The organism is Kitasatospora sp. NPDC001261 (assembly GCF_042896795.1).
Lineage (GTDB): Bacteria > Actinomycetota > Actinomycetes > Streptomycetales > Streptomycetaceae > Kitasatospora.
The window spans coordinates 233,279-251,430 of the sequence record NZ_JBIAXP010000014.1 but is presented as its reverse complement, the minus strand read 5'-3'; the positions used below and the strand labels follow the sequence as shown (position 1 = coordinate 251,430).

16 protein-coding genes, 1 rRNA gene and 1 riboswitch are annotated in these 18,152 nt (G+C 71.9%); of the genes, 10 read left to right on the top strand and 7 right to left on the bottom strand.

The genetic code is table 11. The features are described 5' to 3' along the window. The 4 genes from ACFY4B_RS20850 to ACFY4B_RS20835 form a co-directional block, all read right to left on the bottom strand. Positions 1-88 (bottom strand): 16S ribosomal RNA (locus ACFY4B_RS20850); the annotation flags it as partial. 424 nt (positions 89-512) lie between these two features. Continuing rightward, positions 513-1,589: a low specificity L-threonine aldolase gene (locus tag ACFY4B_RS20845; RefSeq protein ID WP_049650550.1), complete on the bottom strand. Its 1,077-nt coding sequence runs from the start codon at positions 1,587-1,589 to the stop codon at positions 513-515. After that, the gene (locus tag ACFY4B_RS20840) at positions 1,586-2,344 is read right to left on the bottom strand and encodes an SDR family oxidoreductase (protein ID WP_079272480.1); all 759 of its coding nucleotides are present in this window, start codon (positions 2,342-2,344) and stop codon (positions 1,586-1,588) included. Before ACFY4B_RS20840 ends, ACFY4B_RS20845 begins: the two co-directional genes overlap by 4 nt. Beyond that, on the bottom strand, positions 2,341-3,741 hold the full coding sequence (locus ACFY4B_RS20835) for a DUF6421 family protein (RefSeq protein ID WP_387969732.1): 1,401 nt from the start codon (positions 3,739-3,741) through the stop codon (positions 2,341-2,343). Before ACFY4B_RS20835 ends, ACFY4B_RS20840 begins: the two co-directional genes overlap by 4 nt. A gap of 536 nt (positions 3,742-4,277) precedes the next feature. On the opposite strand from ACFY4B_RS20835, the gene ACFY4B_RS20830 reads away from it, so the two are divergent. From ACFY4B_RS20830 to ACFY4B_RS20810, 5 genes are all read left to right on the top strand, one after another. Continuing rightward, positions 4,278-5,165, top strand: coding sequence for an ABC transporter substrate-binding protein (locus ACFY4B_RS20830; protein WP_387969729.1), 888 nt, complete (start codon positions 4,278-4,280; stop codon positions 5,163-5,165). Positions 5,166-5,218: 53 nt separating this feature from the next. Next, complete coding sequence (locus ACFY4B_RS20825) at positions 5,219-6,118, top strand: amino acid ABC transporter permease (RefSeq protein ID WP_117492502.1); 900 nt, start codon at positions 5,219-5,221, stop codon at positions 6,116-6,118. Next, positions 6,115-6,873: an amino acid ABC transporter ATP-binding protein gene (locus ACFY4B_RS20820; protein ID WP_387969726.1), complete on the top strand. Its 759-nt coding sequence runs from the start codon at positions 6,115-6,117 to the stop codon at positions 6,871-6,873. Before ACFY4B_RS20825 ends, ACFY4B_RS20820 begins: the two co-directional genes overlap by 4 nt. Positions 6,874-7,197: 324 nt before the next feature. Beyond that, complete coding sequence (locus ACFY4B_RS20815) at positions 7,198-7,752, top strand: DUF5134 domain-containing protein (protein WP_387969723.1); 555 nt, start codon at positions 7,198-7,200, stop codon at positions 7,750-7,752. A gap of 154 nt (positions 7,753-7,906) precedes the next feature. After that, positions 7,907-8,854 (top strand): M56 family metallopeptidase, encoded by a 948-nt coding sequence (locus ACFY4B_RS20810; protein WP_387969720.1) that lies wholly within the window; start codon positions 7,907-7,909, stop codon positions 8,852-8,854. 58 nt (positions 8,855-8,912) lie between these two features. Here ACFY4B_RS20810 and ACFY4B_RS20805 read toward each other — a convergent pair whose 3' ends face one another. Further along, positions 8,913-9,347, bottom strand: a complete 435-nt coding sequence (locus ACFY4B_RS20805) for a MarR family winged helix-turn-helix transcriptional regulator (RefSeq protein WP_049650557.1) — start codon at positions 9,345-9,347, stop codon at positions 8,913-8,915. Positions 9,348-9,434: 87 nt separating this feature from the next. On the opposite strand from ACFY4B_RS20805, the gene ACFY4B_RS20800 reads away from it, so the two are divergent. Then, positions 9,435-10,949, top strand: a complete 1,515-nt coding sequence (locus ACFY4B_RS20800) for an MFS transporter (RefSeq protein ID WP_387969717.1) — start codon at positions 9,435-9,437, stop codon at positions 10,947-10,949. A gap of 228 nt (positions 10,950-11,177) precedes the next feature. Next, positions 11,178-11,783 (top strand): TetR/AcrR family transcriptional regulator, encoded by a 606-nt coding sequence (locus ACFY4B_RS20795; protein ID WP_049650559.1) that lies wholly within the window; start codon positions 11,178-11,180, stop codon positions 11,781-11,783. 79 nt (positions 11,784-11,862) lie between these two features. Here ACFY4B_RS20795 and ACFY4B_RS20790 read toward each other — a convergent pair whose 3' ends face one another. Continuing rightward, positions 11,863-12,729 carry a helix-turn-helix transcriptional regulator gene (locus tag ACFY4B_RS20790; RefSeq protein WP_049650560.1) on the bottom strand — a complete coding sequence of 289 codons (867 nt, stop codon included), beginning with the start codon at positions 12,727-12,729 and terminating at the stop codon, positions 11,863-11,865. A 418-nt stretch (positions 12,730-13,147) separates the two neighbouring features. On the opposite strand from ACFY4B_RS20790, the gene ACFY4B_RS20785 reads away from it, so the two are divergent. Beyond that, positions 13,148-13,723 (top strand): ATP-binding protein, encoded by a 576-nt coding sequence (locus ACFY4B_RS20785; protein ID WP_234348296.1) that lies wholly within the window; start codon positions 13,148-13,150, stop codon positions 13,721-13,723. Between the two features lie 385 nt (positions 13,724-14,108). Here the strand turns inward: ACFY4B_RS20785 and ACFY4B_RS20780 are convergent, their stop codons facing one another. Beyond that, complete coding sequence (locus ACFY4B_RS20780) at positions 14,109-14,372, bottom strand: DUF397 domain-containing protein (protein WP_074004386.1); 264 nt, start codon at positions 14,370-14,372, stop codon at positions 14,109-14,111. Positions 14,373-14,930: 558 nt separating this feature from the next. Between ACFY4B_RS20780 and ACFY4B_RS20775 the strand changes: the two genes are divergently transcribed. Next, positions 14,931-15,890 (top strand): hypothetical protein, encoded by a 960-nt coding sequence (locus tag ACFY4B_RS20775; RefSeq protein ID WP_234348297.1) that lies wholly within the window; start codon positions 14,931-14,933, stop codon positions 15,888-15,890. A gap of 451 nt (positions 15,891-16,341) precedes the next feature. After that, positions 16,342-16,512: riboswitch (cyclic di-AMP (ydaO/yuaA leader) on the top strand. Further along, positions 16,499-17,905, top strand: a complete 1,407-nt coding sequence (locus tag ACFY4B_RS20770; RefSeq protein ID WP_387969714.1) for a transglycosylase family protein — start codon at positions 16,499-16,501, stop codon at positions 17,903-17,905. (Overlaps the previous riboswitch by 14 nt.) Positions 17,906-18,152 lie beyond the last annotated feature (247 nt).

Below are 18,152 nucleotides of genomic sequence, written 5' to 3'. Positions count from 1 at the left end.
TCCACCCCGAAGGGCTTCACCGTTCGACTTGCATGTGTTAAGCACGCCGCCAGCGTTCGTCCTGAGCCAGGATCAAACTCTCCGTGAATGTTTACCGGTAATCCGGTCCACACCCGCGTTGAGCGGCACGGCAACCACCGGAATAGGGCGGCCCCGCGCACTGCGTCCTCGCTAGTGTTTGTTTCAAAAGGAATCTCCAACCCCAGGAAACCCTGAGGCCGGGGATGTCAACATATCTGGCGTTGACTTTTGGCACGCTGTTGAGTTCTCAAGGAACGGACGCTTCCTTCGGACCGCCTTCCAGCGGACCCTCCGGGCTTCGTTCTTTCGTGTTTCCAGCTTATCAGATGCTTTCCGCTCCGTTTTCCGGAGTTTCATTCATCGGATTCGCTTTCCGCTTTGCCGCCCCGGTCTCCCGCAGCGACTCCGGAACTGTACGGGCACCGGCCCGCCACATGCAAATCGTCCCGCCCCGCTGTCGCGGGACGGGACGATCCGTCGTTCGAGCACCGTCAGGCGCGGCCCATCTCCTCGGCGATGGCCGCCGCGAAGGCGTCGATGTCGGCCTCCGTGGTGTCGAAGGCGCACATCCAGCGGACCTCGCCGGTGTGCTCGTTCCAGAAGTAGAAGCGGTAGCGCTTCTGGAGCCGCTCGCTCACCTCGCGCGGGAGGATCGCGAACACCGCGTTCGCCTGGGCCGGGCGGACCACCTCGACGCCGTCGATCTTCCGGACCGCGGCCTCCAGGCGGCTGGCCATCGCGTTGGCGTGGCCGGCGTTGCGCAGGTAGAGGTCGCCGGAGAGCAGGGCCTCGAACTGGACCGAGACGAAGCGCATCTTCGAGGCGAGCTGCATCGAGGTCTTGCGCAGGTACGTGATGTTGCGAACCCGCTCCGGGTTGAGCACCACCACGACCTCGCCGAACAGCAGGCCGTTCTTCGTCCCGCCGAAGGAGAGCACGTCGACGCCCACGTCGGTGGTGAAGGCGCGCAGCGGCTGGCCGAGCGAGGCGGCGGCGTTGGCCAGGCGGGAGCCGTCCACGTGGACGAGCATGCCCAGCTGGTGGGCGTGCTCGGTGATCGCGCGGATCTCGTCGGCGGTGTAGAGGGTGCCGAGCTCGGTGCTCTGGGTGATGGAGACCGCGAGCGGCTGCGCGCGGTGCTCGTCGCCGAAGCCCCAGGCCTGCTGGTCGAGCAGCTCGGGGGTGAGCTTGCCGTCCGGGGTGGGGACGGTGAGCAGCTTGATGCCGCCCATCTTCTCCGGGGCGCCGCCCTCGTCCACGTGGATGTGGGCGGACTCGGCGCAGACCACCGCGCCCCAGCGCGGGAGCAGGGCCTGGAGGGCGACCACGTTGGCGCCGGTGCCGTTGAAGACGGGGTAGGCCTCGGCCTTGTCGCCGAAGTGGCGGCGGAAGACGTCCTGGAGGTGGGCCGTGTAGTCGTCCTCGCCGTAGGCGATCTGGTGGCCGCCGTTGGCGAGGGCTATCGCGGCGAGGACCTCCGGGTGCACGCCGGCGTAGTTGTCGCTGGCGAAGCCGCGGACGGCGGGGTCGTGCCGCCGTACCGCGTCCGTACGGGTGAGGTCGGTCATCGGGCTGTCAGCCACAGGTGCTGTCCGTTCAGTTCTGCTGCGGGGCGGTCCCAGAGGCCCGCCAGGTGTCCGGCGAGGTCGGCGGTGTCGGTGAAGCCGGCGAACTTCGCCTCCGGCTTCTCGGCCCGCATTTCGGGACTGACCAGCGCCTTGATGACCAGGATCGCAGCCGCCGCGGTGGGCTCGCCGTCGGGGGCGGTGGTCTCCTTCTTGAAGGAGTCGGCCATGGCGAGGGTCCACGCCTCGGTGGCGGCCTTGGCGGCCGCGTAGGCGGCGCCGCCGGCGGTGGGCTTGTGCGCGGCCGCGGCGGAGATCATCGCGTAGCGGCCGGCGGTGCTGCGGACCAGCGCGGGCTGGAAGGCCAGCGAGGTGTGCTGGAGGGTGCGCACGACGGTGTCGTGCAGGAAGTCCCAGTCGTCCAGCCGGGTGTCGAAGAAGGTCTTGCCGCCGCGCCAGCCGCCGACCAGGTGGAACAGGCCGTCGACGTGGCCGTGCTCGGACTCCAGGTGGTCGGCCCAGTCGTGGACCTCCTGGGGATCGAGCAGGTCGATCACCTGGCCGCTGACCTTGGCCCCGCGGACGGCCACCCGGGTGGCGTCCAGCGCGGACTCCAGGCGCTGGGCGTCGATGTCGGCGCCGATCACGGTGGCGCCGTCGGCGGTGAGGCGGCGCAGCACGGCGCGGCCGGCCGGGCCGCTGGCTCCGGCGACGGCGATGACCTTGCCGGCCAGCGGGGCGTTGGTGGAGGTGGTCACGCGGCGGCTCCCTGGATCCCGGCGCCGGTGATGCCGGCGGTGGCGGCGATGACGCCGCTCAGCTTCCTGTTGAGGGCCTCGTAGAACATGCTCAGCGGGAACTCGTCCGGGAGCACGGCGTCGCAGAGGGCCTTGTTGAGGGCCTTGCCGTCGGTGATGTCGAGCGGCAGGGCCTCGGAGCCCTTCGCCCAGGTGGAGGCCGGGTGCGGGGTGAGGTAGCGGGAGACCAGCTCGTACGCGGCGATCCAGTGGGCCGGCTTCGGCCGGTCGATGCCGTCGCGGTAGAGGGTCTCGATCTCGGCGCAGAGCGCGTTGGTGACCTGCTGGGCGCGCTCCCAGTCGATGCTGAGGCGGTTGTCGCGCCAGCGCAGCGCGTCGTGCTTGTGCAGGTAGGCGAAGAGCAGCTGGCCGCCGAGGCCGTCGTAGTTGCGCACCCGGTCGCCGGAGACCGGGAAGCGGAACAGGCGGTCGAAGAGGACCGCGTACTGGACGTCGCGGGCGTGCGGGTTGCCCTCGGTCTCCAGCTGCACCGCCTCCTTGAAGGTGGTGAGGTCGCAGCGGAGCTCCTCCAGGCCGTACATCCAGAACGGGCTGCGCTGCTTGATCATGAAGGGATCGAACGGAAGGTCGCCGTGGCTGTGGGTGCGGTCGTGGACCAGGTCCCACAGGACGAAGGTCTCCTGCGCGCGCTGCTGGTCCTGGAGCAGGCCCTCGGCGTCGGCCGGGATCTCCAGGCCGAGCTGCTGGACGGCGCTGGTGGTGACGGCGCGGAAGCGCGCGGCCTCGCGGTCGCAGAAGATGCCGCCCCAGGTGAATCGTTCCGGCGCCTTGCGCACGGAGACCGTCTCGGGGAAGAGCACGGCGGAGTTGGTGTCGTAGCCGGCGGTGAAGTCCGTGAAGGTGATCGGCACGAACATCGGGTTGTCGAAGCGGGTGCGCTCCAGCTCGGCCAGCCAGTCGGGCCACACGACGCTCAGCAGGACGGCTTCCAGGTTGCGGTCCGGGTTGCCGTTCTGGGTGTACATCGGGAAGACGACCAGGTGCTCCAGCCCGTCCTCGCGCTGGGCGGCGGGCTGGAAGGCGAGGAGCGAGTCCAGGAAGTCGGGCTCCCGGTAGCCGGTGTCGGCCCACTTGGCGAGGTCCGCGTCGACGGCGGCCAGGTAGGCGGCGTCGTGCGGGAAGTTCGGAGCGAGCTCCTGGACGGCGGCGCGGACGGTCGCGACCAGCGGGTCGACCGTGTGCCGCTGGACGGCGGCCAGGTCGATCGAGCCGTCCTTCGACTGGAGCGGGCGCAGCGTCTCGACGGCCTCCTTCAGGCGCAGCCAGGCCGGGTGGCCGGCGAGGGTCGAGACCGGGGCGTCGGCCGCCACAGCGAGCCTTGGCGAAAGATTCTGCATCGTGGACTCACTTCGACAGGAGTTATTTCAACGGGAACACCATAAGTACGAAAGGTTCTCCCGTTCAAGGGGGGCCGGACGGGCAAAGTTCCGGCGCACCACCGCTCCGGCGCGGAAACCTTCGGCGAGAGGCGGGTTGTCCGACATGTGGACAGTGATCTGGATGTTCTGGACAGATGCGCCGTTCTGATGCGAACCTCCCCGCATGCTCCCGGCGGTGATCACGGTGGCCGTACGCCACGACAGCCCGTTCCGGGCGCCCTCCCGTCGGCACGTCTGCCGTCGCTGTCGCTGTCGCGCGCGCGGCCTCTGCTGCCGCTGTCGCCGCTGTTGTTGACCGGCCTGCCGCCGACCCGGCTGCCGCCGGTCCGGCTCGGGGGGCGCCGCGGACGCGGGCCCGTACGCCGACCATGCCGCGTGTGTTCCGGCGCCGCCACCGGGGGGAAGTGACCCGCCGGGATGCGGGCCGCCCGTCGCGCCCTCCCGTGCCCCTCACCTTCCTTCCGTCCCGCCGGTCCTTTCCCTGGAGCCCCGTCATGACCCTCCGCAAGCCGTCCGCCGTACTGCCCATCGCCGCGCTGGTCGCCGCCGCGGCCGTGCTGACCGCCTGCGCGCCGCAGGACTCGAAGTCCGACGCCGCCCCGGGCGCCTCGGGCGCGGCCGGGTCGGCGGCGGGCTGCGCGCCGGGGGCGCTGGCCACGCGTACCGCCGGGACGCTGACCGTCGGCACCGACAAGCCCGCGTACGACCCGTGGTTCACCGAGGACAAGCCGGAGAACGGCAAGGGCTTCGAGTCCGCCGTGGCCTACGCGGTCGCCGAGAAGCTCGGCTACCCGAAGGAGAAGGTCAGCTGGGTGGTGGCGCCGTTCAACAAGGCGACCTCCCCGGGTGCCAAGGACTTCGACTTCGACATCAACCAGGTGTCCGTCAGCGACGAACGCAAGCAAGCGGTGGACTTCTCCTCCGGTTACTACGACGTGCGCCAGACCGTCATCGCACTGAAGAACTCCAAGGCGGCGGGGGCCAGGAGCATCGCCGACCTCAAGGGCGCCAAGCTCGGCGCGCAGGTCGGCACCACGAGCCTGGACACCATCACCGACACCATCAAGCCGAGCACCCAGCCGGCCGTCTTCGACTCCAACGACCTGGCCAAGGCGGCGCTGAAGAACGGCCAGATCGAAGCGCTGGTGGTGGACCTGCCGACCGCCTTCTACATCACCGGCGCCGAGGTGCCGGAGGCCCAGGTGGTCGGCCAGTTCGAGGTGTCCTCGCGGGCCGAGCAGTTCGGCCTGGTGCTGGACAAGGACTCCAAGCTGACCGGCTGCGTCTCCCAGGCGGTGGACGCGCTGCGCGCCGACGGCACGCTGGCGAAGCTGGAGAAGCAGTGGCTCTCCGACGCCGTCTCGGCACCGGTGCTGAAGTGAGTGCTGACCTGGGCCCCCGGCCGAGCGGGGAGTCGTCGGGCCGGGAGGGCTCGGTGGACCTCGCCAAGGCCCCGGCGGCGCGGACCGGGACGCCGGCCGCGGAGGACGGCTACCGCCCGTCCGAGCGGCGGCTGGCGCACGAGGCCTACCGGCGCTCCCGGGCCCGCCGCTCGGCGCTGATCGCCACCGCGTCGACCCTGGCGACGGCCGTCGTGCTCTACCTGCTGGTCGTCAACTCCCCCGGCTGGGAGGTGACCCGGCGGACCTTCTTCAACCTCGACTACGCCCGCCAGGCACTGCCCGAGGTGCTGAAGGGGCTGCGGCTGAACCTGGAGCTGATGCTCGGCTGCGGGGCGCTGATCCTGGTGTTCGGGCTGCTGCTGGCGGTGCTGCGGACGCTGCGCGGGCCGGTCTTCCTGCCGGTGCGGCTGCTGGCCACCGCGTACGTGGACTTCTTCCTCGGGCTGCCGATGATCATCTGCCTGCTGGTGATGATCACCGGGGTGCCGGCGCTGCGGCTGACCGGGGTGACCACCGATCCGCTGCTGCTGGGCGGGGCCGCGCTGGTGCTGACGTACTCCGCGTACGTCTCCGAGGTGTTCCGCTCCGGCATCGAGTCGGTGCACCCGAGCCAGCGCGCCGCGGCCCGGTCGCTGGGGCTGACCAACGCGCAGGCGATGCGGTACGTGGTGCTGCCGCAGGCCGTCCGCCGGGTGGTGCCGCCGCTGCTCAACAACCTGGTGAGCCTCCAGAAGGACACCGGGCTGGTCTCGATCGGCGGGGCGATCGACGCGGTGTACGCGGCGAAGATCATCGCGGCCCGGTCCTTCAACTTCACGCCGTACCTGGTGGCGGGGCTGGTGTTCATCGTGCTGACCATTCCGTTGACCCGGTTCGCCGACTGGCTGACCACCCGGATGAACCGCCGCCAGCTGCAGGGAGGTGCGGTGTGACGTCGAGCGAGGTGCTCCGGCTGGAGTCGGTGCGCAAGACCTTCGGCGACCAGGTGGTGCTGCGCGACGTGGACCTCGCCGTGGCCGAGCACTCGGTGACGGCGCTGATCGGGGCGTCCGGCTCCGGCAAGTCCACACTGATGCGCTGCGTCAACCTGCTGGAGGGGATCGACGACGGGGCGATCTTCCTGGACGGTGAGGAGATCACCGATCCGCGCGCGGACGAGGACGCCGTACGGCGCCGGATCGGCGTGGTGTTCCAGTCGTACAACCTGTTCCCGCATCTGACGGTGCTGGAGAACATCACGCTCGCGCCGCGCCGGGTGCACCGGGTCGCCCGGGCCGAGGCGGAGGCGCGGGCGCTGGAACTGCTCGACCGGCTCGGGCTGGCGGCCAAGGCGAAGGAGTACCCGGACCGGCTGTCCGGCGGGCAGCAGCAGCGGGTCGCCATCGTGCGCGCGCTGGCCACCGGGCCGCGGCTGCTGCTCCTGGACGAGATCACCGCGGCGCTCGACCCGGTGCTGGTCGGCGAGGTGCTGTCGGTGGTGCGGGACCTCAAGGAGCAGGGGATGACGATGGTCCTCTCCACCCACGAGATGGGCTTCGCCCGCGAGGTCGCCGACCGGGTCTGCTTCCTGGACGGCGGGGTGGTGCTCGAACAGGGGCCGCCGGAGCAGGTGTTCGGCGACCCGTGGGAGGAGCGGACCCGGCAGTTCCTCAGCCGGGTGGTCGCCTCGGGGCGGCTCCAGGGCTGAGCGGGCACGCCCGGCCGGCGGGTACCGCGTTCTGCGGCCGGGGTTTGCCACGAGGCGTGCGGTGGGCGTGCGGCAGGCGTGCGGCCAGGGCTTTCGCGAGGACGGGCACCACTGTGCGCCCCCGTACGCGCCCTGGCCACGCCCGGCCGGGTGCGGTGATCGTGGACCGGATGTCCGTCGCCGCGCACGGGGGCGGCGCACGGGCGACAGCCGACGGGTGACAACTGACAGCCGACAGATTTCATCATCTGTTCGCTGACCGCTGTCCGTTGTCATCTGTTCGCCGCCCGCCGCCCCGTCGCCCACCGCCCCGGGAGGCCTCCGTTGCACGGACCCGCCCTGGTCAACTGGCTCCTCGCCCTCCTCGCCGCCGGCGCGGGCACCTCCTGCCTGACCCGGCTGCGCCACTCCCCCTGCGCCCCGGGCGGCGCACACCGGCCGCTCGCCCGCGAGTCCGACGCCGCCGAGGCCCTGATGGGGCTCGGCATGGCCGCGATGGCCGTCACCGGCGCCACCGTCCCGGCCGCTGTCTGGGCCGGGCTCTTCGGCCTCCCCGCCGCCGCCTTCCTGCTCGCCGCCGTCCACGCCCCGGCCGGGCGGGCGCACCGCCTGCACCACGCGGTCGGCGCGCTCGCCATGACGTACATGGCCCTCGCGATGACGGGCACCTCCGGCCACGGGCACCACCAGGCCGCCGCCCTGGGCCTTCCGGTGCTGACCGGGGCGCTCCTCCTCTACTTCGGCGGGTACACCCTCTGGACCGGCAGCCGGCTGCTGCGCACCCCGGCGGGCACCCTCGCGGTCGGCACCGCCGGTCTGCCGCAGGCCTGCCGACTCACCATGGGGATCGGCATGTTCGCCATGCTCCTGACCATGTGACGGCCGCACGCCACGACCTCCGGCACCCCAAGGCCCCCGTCCGGGCGTGGCGTTGGTCACTGGCCGGACGAAAGCCGTTCCACCGGACGTCGCCAGCGCATAGGTTGGCGGGGAGCGCGTTGTCGCGTTCCGTGCGTACTCGGGGAGCCCATCGATGCCTGCCCTGATCGGCCTGCTGCTGCTCGGCCTGCTGCTCTCGACCGTCGCGCCCCGGCTGCTGGCCCGGGCCCGCTGGGCGGAGCGCGAACCGGTGCTGGCACTGCTGGTGTGGCAGTGCCTGGTGGTGGCCGTCCTGCTCTGCTGTGCGCTGGGCCTCCTCCTGGCGGCCTCCGCCGCCCTGCCGGAGCTGCGCGCGCTGCTGTTCCGCGGCGCGCCGCACGGCGTGGAGGCGGCGTACGGCCTCCAGGAGGCCGAGGGCTGGGGCCGGCTGTGCGCCGCGGCACTGGCCGCGGGCGGGGTGCAGACGGTGCTGGCGCTCACCCGGGAGGTCCGCACGGCCAAGGCGCTGCGCAATCGCCGGCACGCCCAACTGGCCACCCGTGCACCCGAGTTGCCGGACAGCATCGAGAGCGACCGGAGCCGCCGGGAGCGGCTGGTGGTCCTGGAGAGCGTCCGCCCGGAGGCATGGTCGCTGCCCGGACCGGACTCCCGGCTGGTGGTCACCACCGGCGCCCTCCGGCAGCTGACCGACCGGGAGCTGGCGGCCGTGCTGAGCCATGAGCGCGGCCACGTCCGGGCCCGGCACCACTGGCTCCAGCAGTTCGCCCAGGCGCTCGCCTCCGGCTTCCCCGGGGTCGGCGTGTTCAGCGCCTTCCGGGACCAGGTGGCGGAGCTGGTCGAGCTGGCCGCCGACGACCGGGCCGCCCGTCGGCACGGTCGGCACACCACCGCCCTGGCGCTGGCCGAACTCAACCTGGACCGCGGGGTGTTCGGCTCCTGTCCGCCCGGCCTGGCACAGTCCCCGAAGCGGGTCGACCGGCTGCTCGCGGGCCGTCCGCGGCTCTCCGTCCCGCACCGGCTGCGGCTCACCGTCGGGGCGCTCGCCGCGCCCGCCGTGGTCGTCCTGCTGGCCGCCGCACCGGGGCTGCACTCGCTGCTCTGAGGCCAACCCGGCTTCAGCCAGGGGTTCTTGACGTTCCGTCAGCCGGAAAACCGATCCGTCAGTCGGTGGACGATCCGCAGGCCGGCCCGAGTCCGCCGCCGAGGGTCAGCTCCAACACCTGGCGGTGGAGCGGCCTGGCCTGCTCGTACCGTTCCCGCCCGGCCTCGGTGAGGGTGAGCACGACGCCCCGCCGGTCGCTCTCGCACATCGCCCGGGTGACCAGTCCGGCCTTCTCCAGGCGGGCGATCAGCCGGGAGAGCGCGCTCTGGCTCAGGTGGACGGTGTGGGCCAGCTCGCTCACCCGCACCGCGGGCCCGCCGCCGCCCCCGCACTCCTCGACGAGGCGCTCCAGCACCTCGAACTCGCTCATGCCCAGCCCGTACCGGTCGCCCAGCTCGCGGTCGAGCATGCAGGCAGCGGCAGCGTGCCGGGCCAGCAGCTCGCGCCACTGCGCGACGAGACCGGTCTCCGCCGGGGAGTCGAGTTCAGCCACGCCGCCACCCTAGCACGTGCATCGACAATTATTGCGTTCACATCTAATTCACTTGCATTGAATGCATGTGCATGTACTGTCCTCCCCATGACCACCGCGACCCTCCCGTCACCCGATGCCCCGTCAACCAGCGGGCCGCACTGGACTCCCCGCCTCTGGGGCACCCTGATCGTGCTCTGCGCCGCCATGTTCCTGGACGCCCTGGACGTCTCCATGGTGGGCGTCGCCCTCCCGTCCATCGGCTCCGACCTGCACCTGTCCACCTCCACCCTGCAGTGGGTGGTCTCCGGCTACGTGCTCGGTTACGGCGGTCTGCTGCTGCTCGGCGGACGCGCCGCCGACCTGCTCGGCCGCCGCCGGGTGTTCCTGGTCGCCCTGGGCGTCTTCGCCGCCGCCTCACTGGTCGGCGGCCTGGTCGACGACGGCGGCCTGCTGATCGCGGCCCGCTTCCTCAAGGGCGTCAGCGCGGCCTTCACCGCCCCGGCCGGCCTGTCGATCATCACCACGACCTTCGCGGAGGGCCCGGCCCGCAACCGCGCCCTGTCGATCTACACCACCTGCGGTGCCAGCGGCTTCTCGCTCGGCCTGGTGCTCAGCGGCCTGCTCACCTCGGTCGGCTGGCGCTGGACCTTCCTGATGCCCGTCCCGGTCGCACTGCTCGCGCTGGTCTTCGCCGTCCGGCTGCTCCCCCGCCCGGTCGAGGAGCGCGCCAAGGGCGGCTACGACGCGCTGGGCGCGATCACCGGCACCGCGACCGTTCTGCTGCTGGTCTTCACCGTCACCGAGGCCCAGGGCGCCGGCTGGCTGAGCGCGCGCACGCTCGGCTCGATGCTCGTCGTCGCCCTGCTGGCCGCCGCCTTCCTGCGGGTGGAGAGCCGCGCCGCGCACCCGCTGGTCCGGCTCGGCATCTTCCGCAACGGTTCGGTCGCCCGGGCCAACGTGGTCGCCTTCGCGATGACCGGCGCCTACGGCGGTTTCCAGTTCGTGGTCACCCTCTACCTCCAGCACCTGCTCGGCTGGTCGGCGCTGGAGATGGCCCTCGGCCTGCTCCCCGCCGCGGCCCTCATCGCGCTCTCGGCGCCCTTCATGGGCCCGATCGTGGACCGCTTCGGCACCGGGCGGCTGCTGCCGATCGGCCTGCTCTCGCTGGTCGCCGCCTTCGCGCTGTTCCTGCGGCTGGACGAGCACAGCTCGTACCCCGGCCTGGTGCTGCCCTCGATGCTGCTGCTCGGCGTGGGCTTCGCCTTCGCCTTCCCCTCGGTGAACATCGCCGCCACCGACGGCGTGGGCGACGAGGAGCAGGGCCTGGCCTCGGGCCTGGTGAACACCGCGATCCAGGTCGGCACCGCGGTGGTCCTGGCCGGAGCGACCGCGATGATCACGGCCGGCAGCGCGGGCGGCGACAGCCCGCAGGCCCAGCTGGACGGCTACCGGCCGGCGCTGCTGTTCGTCACGATGGTCGCCCTGGTCGGCCTGGCGGTCGCGGCGGCGGGCGCCCTGGTGGACCGGCGCCGCGCCTCAACTCCCGCGCCGGTGCCGGATTATGATTACTCATCAGCCGGGTCGACCGCGGCCCGCGCCGAAGTCCTGACCGAGCGCTGACCCCGGGCTCCGCCCGCGGCCGATCTCCGGGCCGTCGGGCCGTGGCGCCGGCTCCACCAAACCCCCGTGTTGGTGGAGCCGGCCGTCTTCGTGGCGGCCGCCCGGGCAGCGCCCCTCGGGGCACGGTTCCTCGGTGCGGCTGTCGGCTCCGCAAGTATATTGGCTCGCAGCCAACGAACGTTCGGAGCAGACACGATGGCACCTCGCGGGGATTCGGTCAATGAGGAGATGCGGCAACGCTCCCGCCGACGCATCATGCGGGCCACCGTCGAGCTGGTTGACCAGCGCGGATACGCGGGCACCACGCTGACGGACATCGCCGAGCGGGCCGGACTCGCCCGCGGGCTGCTCTCGTACTACTTCGACGGCAAACGGCTGCTGATGCAGTCCGCGACGCACCGGATGATGCACCAGTCGCTGGCCTGCGCCCTGGCGGAACTGGCACCCGGTTCCTCACCGAACGCCCGGCTGGCCCGGGCGATCGACACCGTGCTCGGGCTGGCGCTGGACCACCCCCGGGTGATGCGCTCGCACCTGGCGCTGATCCTCGACCCGGATACCGGCGCCTTCGTCCAGGACCCGGAGCAGCAGCAGCTCGGGGCCCTGCTCCAGGGCCTGCTGCTCGACTGGGGCGCGCCCGACCCGGTCGCCGAGCACGCCGTCCTGCGCAGTGCGCTGATGGGCGGCTGCATCGGGGTGCTGCTGCCGGGCGCCGAGATCCCGCTGGCGCCGATCCGGGCCGACCTCTTCCGCCGCTACGACCTGGCCTGGGAGCTGGGCCGCCCGCCGCAGCCGTCCCCGCCGGAACGCGAGAGGCCGCCGGCCCGCGACTGACGGCGGGTGGGCGGCCTGGCGGACCGACTGCCGGGGGCCTCGCGAGGGAGGGATCTCACAGGCCCCGGACGGCAGCGGCTCAGCGTTCCTTCAGGATCGAGGCGAGCAGGTCTATCGTGCGCTCCGGCGTGAGACTGTCCACGCAGAGCCGCTCCATGACCTGGATGTAGGCGTCGACGTCGTCGCGCTTGTCCAGGTAGAGCGCGCTGGTGAGCTGCTCCAGGTAGACCACGTCCGCGAGGTCCTGCTCCGGGAAGCGCAGGATCGTGAACGCCCCGGACTCGCCCGCGTGCGCGCCGAACCGGAACGGCATGACCTGGATCACCACGTTGGCCTGCTCGGCGACGTCGATCAGGTACTGCACCTGACCGCGCATCACCTGGGGCCCGCCGACCGGCCGGCGCAGCGCGGCCTCGTCGATGACCGCCCACAGGCGCGGGCTGGCCCCCTCGGTCAGCAGTTTCTGACGGCGCAGCCGGAGGCTGACCCGCCGTTCGACCTCCTCCTCGCTGATGACCGGCCGACTCTGGCCGAAAACCGCCCGTGCGTACTCCTCGGACTGCAGCAGTCCGGGGATGAACTGCACCTCGTAGGTGCGGATGAGCTGGGCGGCCTCCTCCAGGCCGACGTAGGTCTGGAACCAGCCCGGCAGCACGTCGTTGAAGCTGTGCCACCAGCCGGACTTGTTGGCCTCGCGGACGAGGCCGAGCAGGGCTTCCCGCTCGATGCCGTCGTCCACGCCGTACAGGCTGAGCAGGTCGGCGACGTCGCGCTCCTTGAAGCTGACGCGGCCGAGTTCCATGCGGCTGATCTTGGACTCGGAGGCCCGGATCGCGTAGCCCGCGTCCTCGCGGGTGATGCCGCGCGCCTCACGCAGGCGGCGCAGCTGCGAGCCGAGGAGGATCCGGCGGACCATCGAGCCGCCGCCCGGCTGAACTGTGGTCATGCGGTCGAAACCTCCACCTAGGGCAAACAGCGCACAGTCTGCCATCAGTTGAGCGCTCACGGTGCCGATACTGACGGATGTTCCTATCAGTTCTGCACTCCACGCACCAGGATGCACGTGCATTCGGCGCTTGCATATGCCAATAGTGCGACTGCACGTGAATCGACTCTTGCATCTGCAGTGAGCGCACACCACCATGGTGCACGTGCACCTGCACATCCCTGGCAATCCCGCGGGCTCCGCGTCGACCCCACGCGCGACTCCGTGCACCGACCCGACGGCGTCCCCCGCGTCATCGGGCGTTCGAGTGCGCGCGCGCCTGGTCGAGGGGGCGGCCGAGCGGCCGAGCGAGTCGGAGGTGACCGGCATGACCCCGGCGGGTCCAGCCGTGTCCGCCCCCTTATGGGAGGAGCTCTTCATGAGCACCGGTACGGCTTTGGCGGTTGACCCCCATGTGGTCACCTGTACGCTCGCTCCTCGCTTCGAAGCCGTCAGAACCGCGCGGGACTTCGCTCGGAGCACGCTCCAGCTCTGGGGCCTGACGGAACTGTTCGACGACGTCGCGCTGGTGGCCTCGGAACTCGTGACCAACGCGCTCCGGCATGCGATCGGCGCACGGCCCGACCCGTCGGGCGGCGCCCTGGGCGAGTACGACTTTCCCATGAAGCCGACCGCGGACGGCCGGCTGCCGATCCGAATAAGCCTGGTGCACCGCGCACCCCAGGTGGTCTGCGCGGTGAGCGATCCGAGCAGCACCGGCCCGGTCGCCCGGGAGGCCGACTTCGTCGCCGAATCGGGCCGCGGGCTGCACCTGGTGGAGTCGTTCAGCCGCTCCTGGGGCTGGCACCCGCTGGGCAGCGGCAAGGTGGTCTGGGCGATGTTCGAGGCCGAGTCGGTCGGCGGTTCCCCGCTGGACGGACACCCCGGGCTCGGCGGCCGCTCACCGCTCGACGGTCCCGTCGACGCCGGCGGACGGCATCGGCGCTCGGCCTAGGACGGGCCCCGCGCTCCGAGCGGGTCCTGTGCTCCCAGCGAGCCCCGTGCTCCGAGCGGGCCCGGCGTTCCGGACGAGCCCTGACCCCGGGACAGGCCCTGCGCTCCGGAGGAGCCCTGCCTTCGGGACGGACCCCGCGCCGGACGGCGCGCGGCCGGTCGACGGACACCCCGGGAGGACCGCACCCCGGGCGCTTCCAGCAGGCCCCGTCGAGAGCCTCCGGCACCACGGAACCGCGAGCGGCTCAGCGCGGCCGGGCGGGCCGGGCGGCCGGACGGATCCGGGAGAGGCCTCCGGAGCGAAGACATCCGGAGGAGACAAAGACAAAGGCCGTCGTGGTGTCGGCACCCACGACGGCCCCCCGATGATGGAGCACGGCGGCCGGTCAGACCGCCAGGTGGTCGAACTCCCCGTCCTTCGCCCCCAGCAGCAGGGCGGAGATCTCGGCCCGGGTGTAGATGAGTGCGGGGCCGTCCGGGAACCGCGAGTTGCGCATCGCCACATCGCCGCCCGGCAGGGCCGCGAACTCGACGCAGTTGCCCTGGGAGTTGCTGTGCCGGCTCTTCTGCCAGACCACCCCCTGGAGATCGGCGGCGGCCATCCCGTTGTAGGTGTCGTACGAGCCGTGCGTGTCCTGCGAGTCGTGCATAGAAATCTCCCGAAGAGCTCCGGAGTTGTCGTCCAGCGCGGCGCCCCCGGCACCGCCGAAACGAACGGACCGGCCCCGTACCGGTCCGGCACAACGCCTCACTTGACGTGATGATAGCCGCAGTGCACGTGCATCAGCACGGGACATTGCAGGTGCACGAGGCCTTTTACCCGCAGCCGCGAACTCTTCACGGGCCCTTCCCCTGACGGTACGTAAACGGACATAGCCGATGAATCGTCGAGCCCGCGATAACCGGCCGTGAGCACCTCCCCGCTGAATGTTGATCTTCGAATGCCGGGAGTCGCCCGCCCGTGACCCTCCGTCAAGCCGGGCTCATGCTGTGAGACATCTCACGCGCGCCGGGTGCAACGCCCGCCCCCTCGGATCGCGTCGGGACAAGCACCGGCCACCACGCGGGGGTTGGGCGAAGAATGTCCGGATTGTAGGCAAAGCGCCCGGACCGGCGCCGGAGACGCACCGGGTCCGTACCGCGAGCACGCGAAACCCGTACGGCAGCCGACTGCAAGCCGGACGGGCCGATGTCCTACGATCTCCGGCATGAGCACCGCAGCCATTCCGGGCGCGCCACTGCCCGTCCGTACTCCAGGCTCCCGTGCGCGGGGGCGCCACCGTCGTCCCGAGCGCCCCGAGATCCCGGCCGGCGCCCCGGCCCTGGTGCTCGCCGTGCCCGCGACCGCCGGGCCCGAGTCCCGCTCGGTCGTCGAGGAGCTGCTCTCGATCGTCCGCACCGAGCAGAACGGCGTCCAGACGGCCGTCGGCTACCTCCCCGGTGACGGTGCGGCGGGCGCGAGCGGCGAGGACCGCACCGTGGCCGAGCTGCTGGCCCTGGCCGCCGAGGCCGGGCGGCCGATGCCCGTCCTGGTGCCGCTGGTGCCCGGCCCGCACACCTTCCTGACCGGGCTTCACGCGCTCGCCGCCGAGTACGGCGCGCCCGTCACCGACCCGCTGGGCCCGCACCCGCTGCTGGCCGAGGCCGTGCACGTCCGGCTCTCCGAGGCCGGGCTGGCCCGGGCCGACCGCGCCCGACTGTTCGCCATCGCGACCGCCGCGGACGGCGTGGTGCTGACCACCGTCGGCGGCGAGGACGCGGCCGCCGCGGCCGGCATCACCGGCGTGCTGCTGGCCGCCCGGCTGGCCGTGCCGGTCGTCGCCGCCGCGCTCGACGTGCCCGGCTCGGTGGCCGCGGCCGTCAACCACCTCAAGGACACCGGCTCGCAGCGCCCGGCGCTGGCCCCGCTGGTGATCGGCCCGGAGGCGGACTCCGAGCTGCTCGCCACCGCCGCCGAGGAGACCGGCTGCCCGTCGGCCGCGCCGCTGGGCGCCTACCCGTCGGTCGGCCAGCTGATCGCCTCCACCTACCTGGCCGCGCTGCCCACGCCGTCCCCGGAGGACCTGGCACGGGCCGAGGCGGAGGCGGCGGCCGCCGCCGAGGCCGAGGGGGTCGTGGAGGGCTCCCGTGGCGCCCACGCGGCCGCCGAGGGGCCTGGCGGACGATAAGGACACCGCGCGCGGGTTCGCGCGCACCGAAGGGCCCGGAACGGATCGCGTTCCGGGCCCTTCCGCGTACTTCCCCCCACCCCGTCCGTCCCGTACGGGAGTCACCCGGCAATGAAGGGGAATGTCCGTTCTGGCGCTATTTGAAAGGAAATAGGGAGCGTGGATTCACATGCTCCGATCGCGGCCGCTCCCCCACCCGCCGGAGTGTGCCACTCCGCGATTCGACGCACCGTCACGCCACTCCTGAGGCGGAGCCAGTTGTCGGCTTCCACAACAGCATTGCCTGAAAACGATCATTTACGATCATGGTGAGTGGCAATTTTGGCAGTTTCCACTAAACCGTGATGCACATCACAGTGGTTTGCAGTTTGAACTTAAGTCTGATTAACGTGCTCCCCGTTCGTGACCACACGAACCCGGTCATCCGCAACGCCGAGTCCTGCCGTCGGATGTCCTGGAAGCGCGAAAACGCACCACGGCAGGAGCGGGGGACCCACAGGTAAGTCGCCCCGGACCGCTCTCCGGAACGGTCCAGGGCTAGGGGTGAAGCCGTGCTCACCGCACGGCCGGGCAACTCCAGCCCGAATCCGACAGCTCACCTCGCAGGCGTGGGAGAGGACCACGTCTTCATGCTGCCCACCAACGGCACCCGTCTGTCCGGCCGTACCCGTCGCGTGATCGCCGCCCTCGGCGTCGCGGGCGTCGGCCTCACCGTCCCCTGCCTCACCACCGGCACCGCCTCGGCCGCCTCCGTCGCCACCTGGGACAAGGTCGCCCAGTGCGAGAGCGGCGGCAACTGGAGCATCAACACCGGCAACGGCTTCTACGGCGGCCTCCAGTTCACCTCCAGCACCTGGTCCGCCTTCGGCGGCACGGCCTACGCGGCCCGCGCCGACCTGGCCACCAAGGACCAGCAGATCGCCGTCGCCGAGAAGGTCCTCGCCTCGCAGGGCCCCGGCGCCTGGCCGGTCTGCTCGGTCCAGGCCGGGCTCACCAAGGGCGGCGCCGCGGCCGCCGTTGACACCTCGGCGGGTTCGACCGCCGCCAAGCCCGCCGCGCCCGCCCAGAGCGCCAAGCCGGCCGCTCCGGCCGCTCCGGCCGCGAAGCCCAGCGCCAAGCCCGCGCAGCCGCAGACCCCCGCCGCGAAGCCCGCCGCGCCCGCCCAGGGCGACGCGCAGGCCTCCACCGACTCCGCCGCCTCCGGCAACCGGAGCGACTGGGTGCAGAAGCGCCAGCAGCAGGCCCAGGGCGGCGACTACACCGTCGTCGAGGGCGACTGGCTGTCCGCGATCGCCGACCAGCACAAGGTGCAGGGCGGCTGGCAGCGGCTGTACGACCTCAACCGCGGCACCCTGACCGAGGGTCCGGACATCATCTACCCGGGCCAGCAGCTGTCCTTCGGCGGCAACGGCCAGGCCCGGGCCGGCCAGTCCTCCGCCGGCACGTCCGGCTCGGACTTCACCTGGTTCGACCGCTCGCAGAAGTCCGGCCAGTCCGCGAACGGCGGTGCCGTGAACGCCCAGCCGACCGCGCAGCCCGAGGCCCCGGCCGCCAAGCCGTCCACCAAGCCGGCCGCGAAGCCCGCCACCAAGCCCGCTCCGCAGCCCCAGGCCCAGACGCAGACCCAGACCCAGACCCAGGCGCCGGCCGTGACCGGCAGCATGGCCGCGGCGGTCTCCTTCGCCGAGTCGAAGGTCGGTCAGGCGTACGTCTACGGCGGCACCGGCAACGGCGGCTGGGACTGCTCCGGCCTGACCCAGGCCGCGCTGCGCGCCGCGGGCGTCTCCGTCCCGCGCGTCGCCGCCGACCAGGCCGCCGCCAGCACCCACGTCTCGCTGGACAGCCTCCAGGCGGGCGACCTGCTGTTCTGGTCCAACAACGGCAAGGACTCCGGCGTCTACCACGTCGCGATCTACATCGGCAACGGCAAGTACGTCGAGGCCGCCAACCCGAGCTCGGGCGTCCGCGAGCAGAGCATCGCCAACTGGGCCCCGGACTTCGCCGGCCGGGTCTGAGGACGGCGCGCGGTCCACGGTCCACGGCTGACGGACCTCCGGTAACAGCTGACGGGTAACAGATAACAGCTGACAGATTTCAACATCTGTCAGCTGTTATCCGTCAGCTGTCGGCCGTCGTCCGAACGCTGACCGCCCACCACCCCCGGGGAGAGTCTGGTCGCTCCTCCCCGGGGGTTCCGGCGTTCCCGGGGCCCCGGCGTGCCCGACCGTTCCCGACCGCGGTTCCGCCCCGTTCCGTGGTGGA

Coding starts and splice junctions, on each gene's coding strand:
- ACFY4B_RS20845 (WP_049650550.1), bottom strand. CDS start 1,589: ATGACCGACCTCACCCGTACGGACGCGGTACGGCGGCACGACCCCGCC.
- ACFY4B_RS20835 (WP_387969732.1), bottom strand. CDS start 3,741: ATGCAGAATCTTTCGCCAAGGCTCGCTGTGGCGGCCGACGCCCCGGTC.
- ACFY4B_RS20830 (WP_387969729.1), top strand. CDS start 4,278: ATGACCCTCCGCAAGCCGTCCGCCGTACTGCCCATCGCCGCGCTGGTC.
- ACFY4B_RS20810 (WP_387969720.1), top strand. CDS start 7,907: ATGCCTGCCCTGATCGGCCTGCTGCTGCTCGGCCTGCTGCTCTCGACC.
- ACFY4B_RS20800 (WP_387969717.1), top strand. CDS start 9,435: ATGACCACCGCGACCCTCCCGTCACCCGATGCCCCGTCAACCAGCGGG.
- ACFY4B_RS20795 (WP_049650559.1), top strand. CDS start 11,178: ATGCGGCAACGCTCCCGCCGACGCATCATGCGGGCCACCGTCGAGCTG.
- ACFY4B_RS20790 (WP_049650560.1), bottom strand. CDS start 12,729: ATGACCACAGTTCAGCCGGGCGGCGGCTCGATGGTCCGCCGGATCCTC.
- ACFY4B_RS20785 (WP_234348296.1), top strand. CDS start 13,148: ATGAGCACCGGTACGGCTTTGGCGGTTGACCCCCATGTGGTCACCTGT.
- ACFY4B_RS20780 (WP_074004386.1), bottom strand. CDS start 14,372: ATGCACGACTCGCAGGACACGCACGGCTCGTACGACACCTACAACGGG.
- ACFY4B_RS20775 (WP_234348297.1), top strand. CDS start 14,931: ATGAGCACCGCAGCCATTCCGGGCGCGCCACTGCCCGTCCGTACTCCA.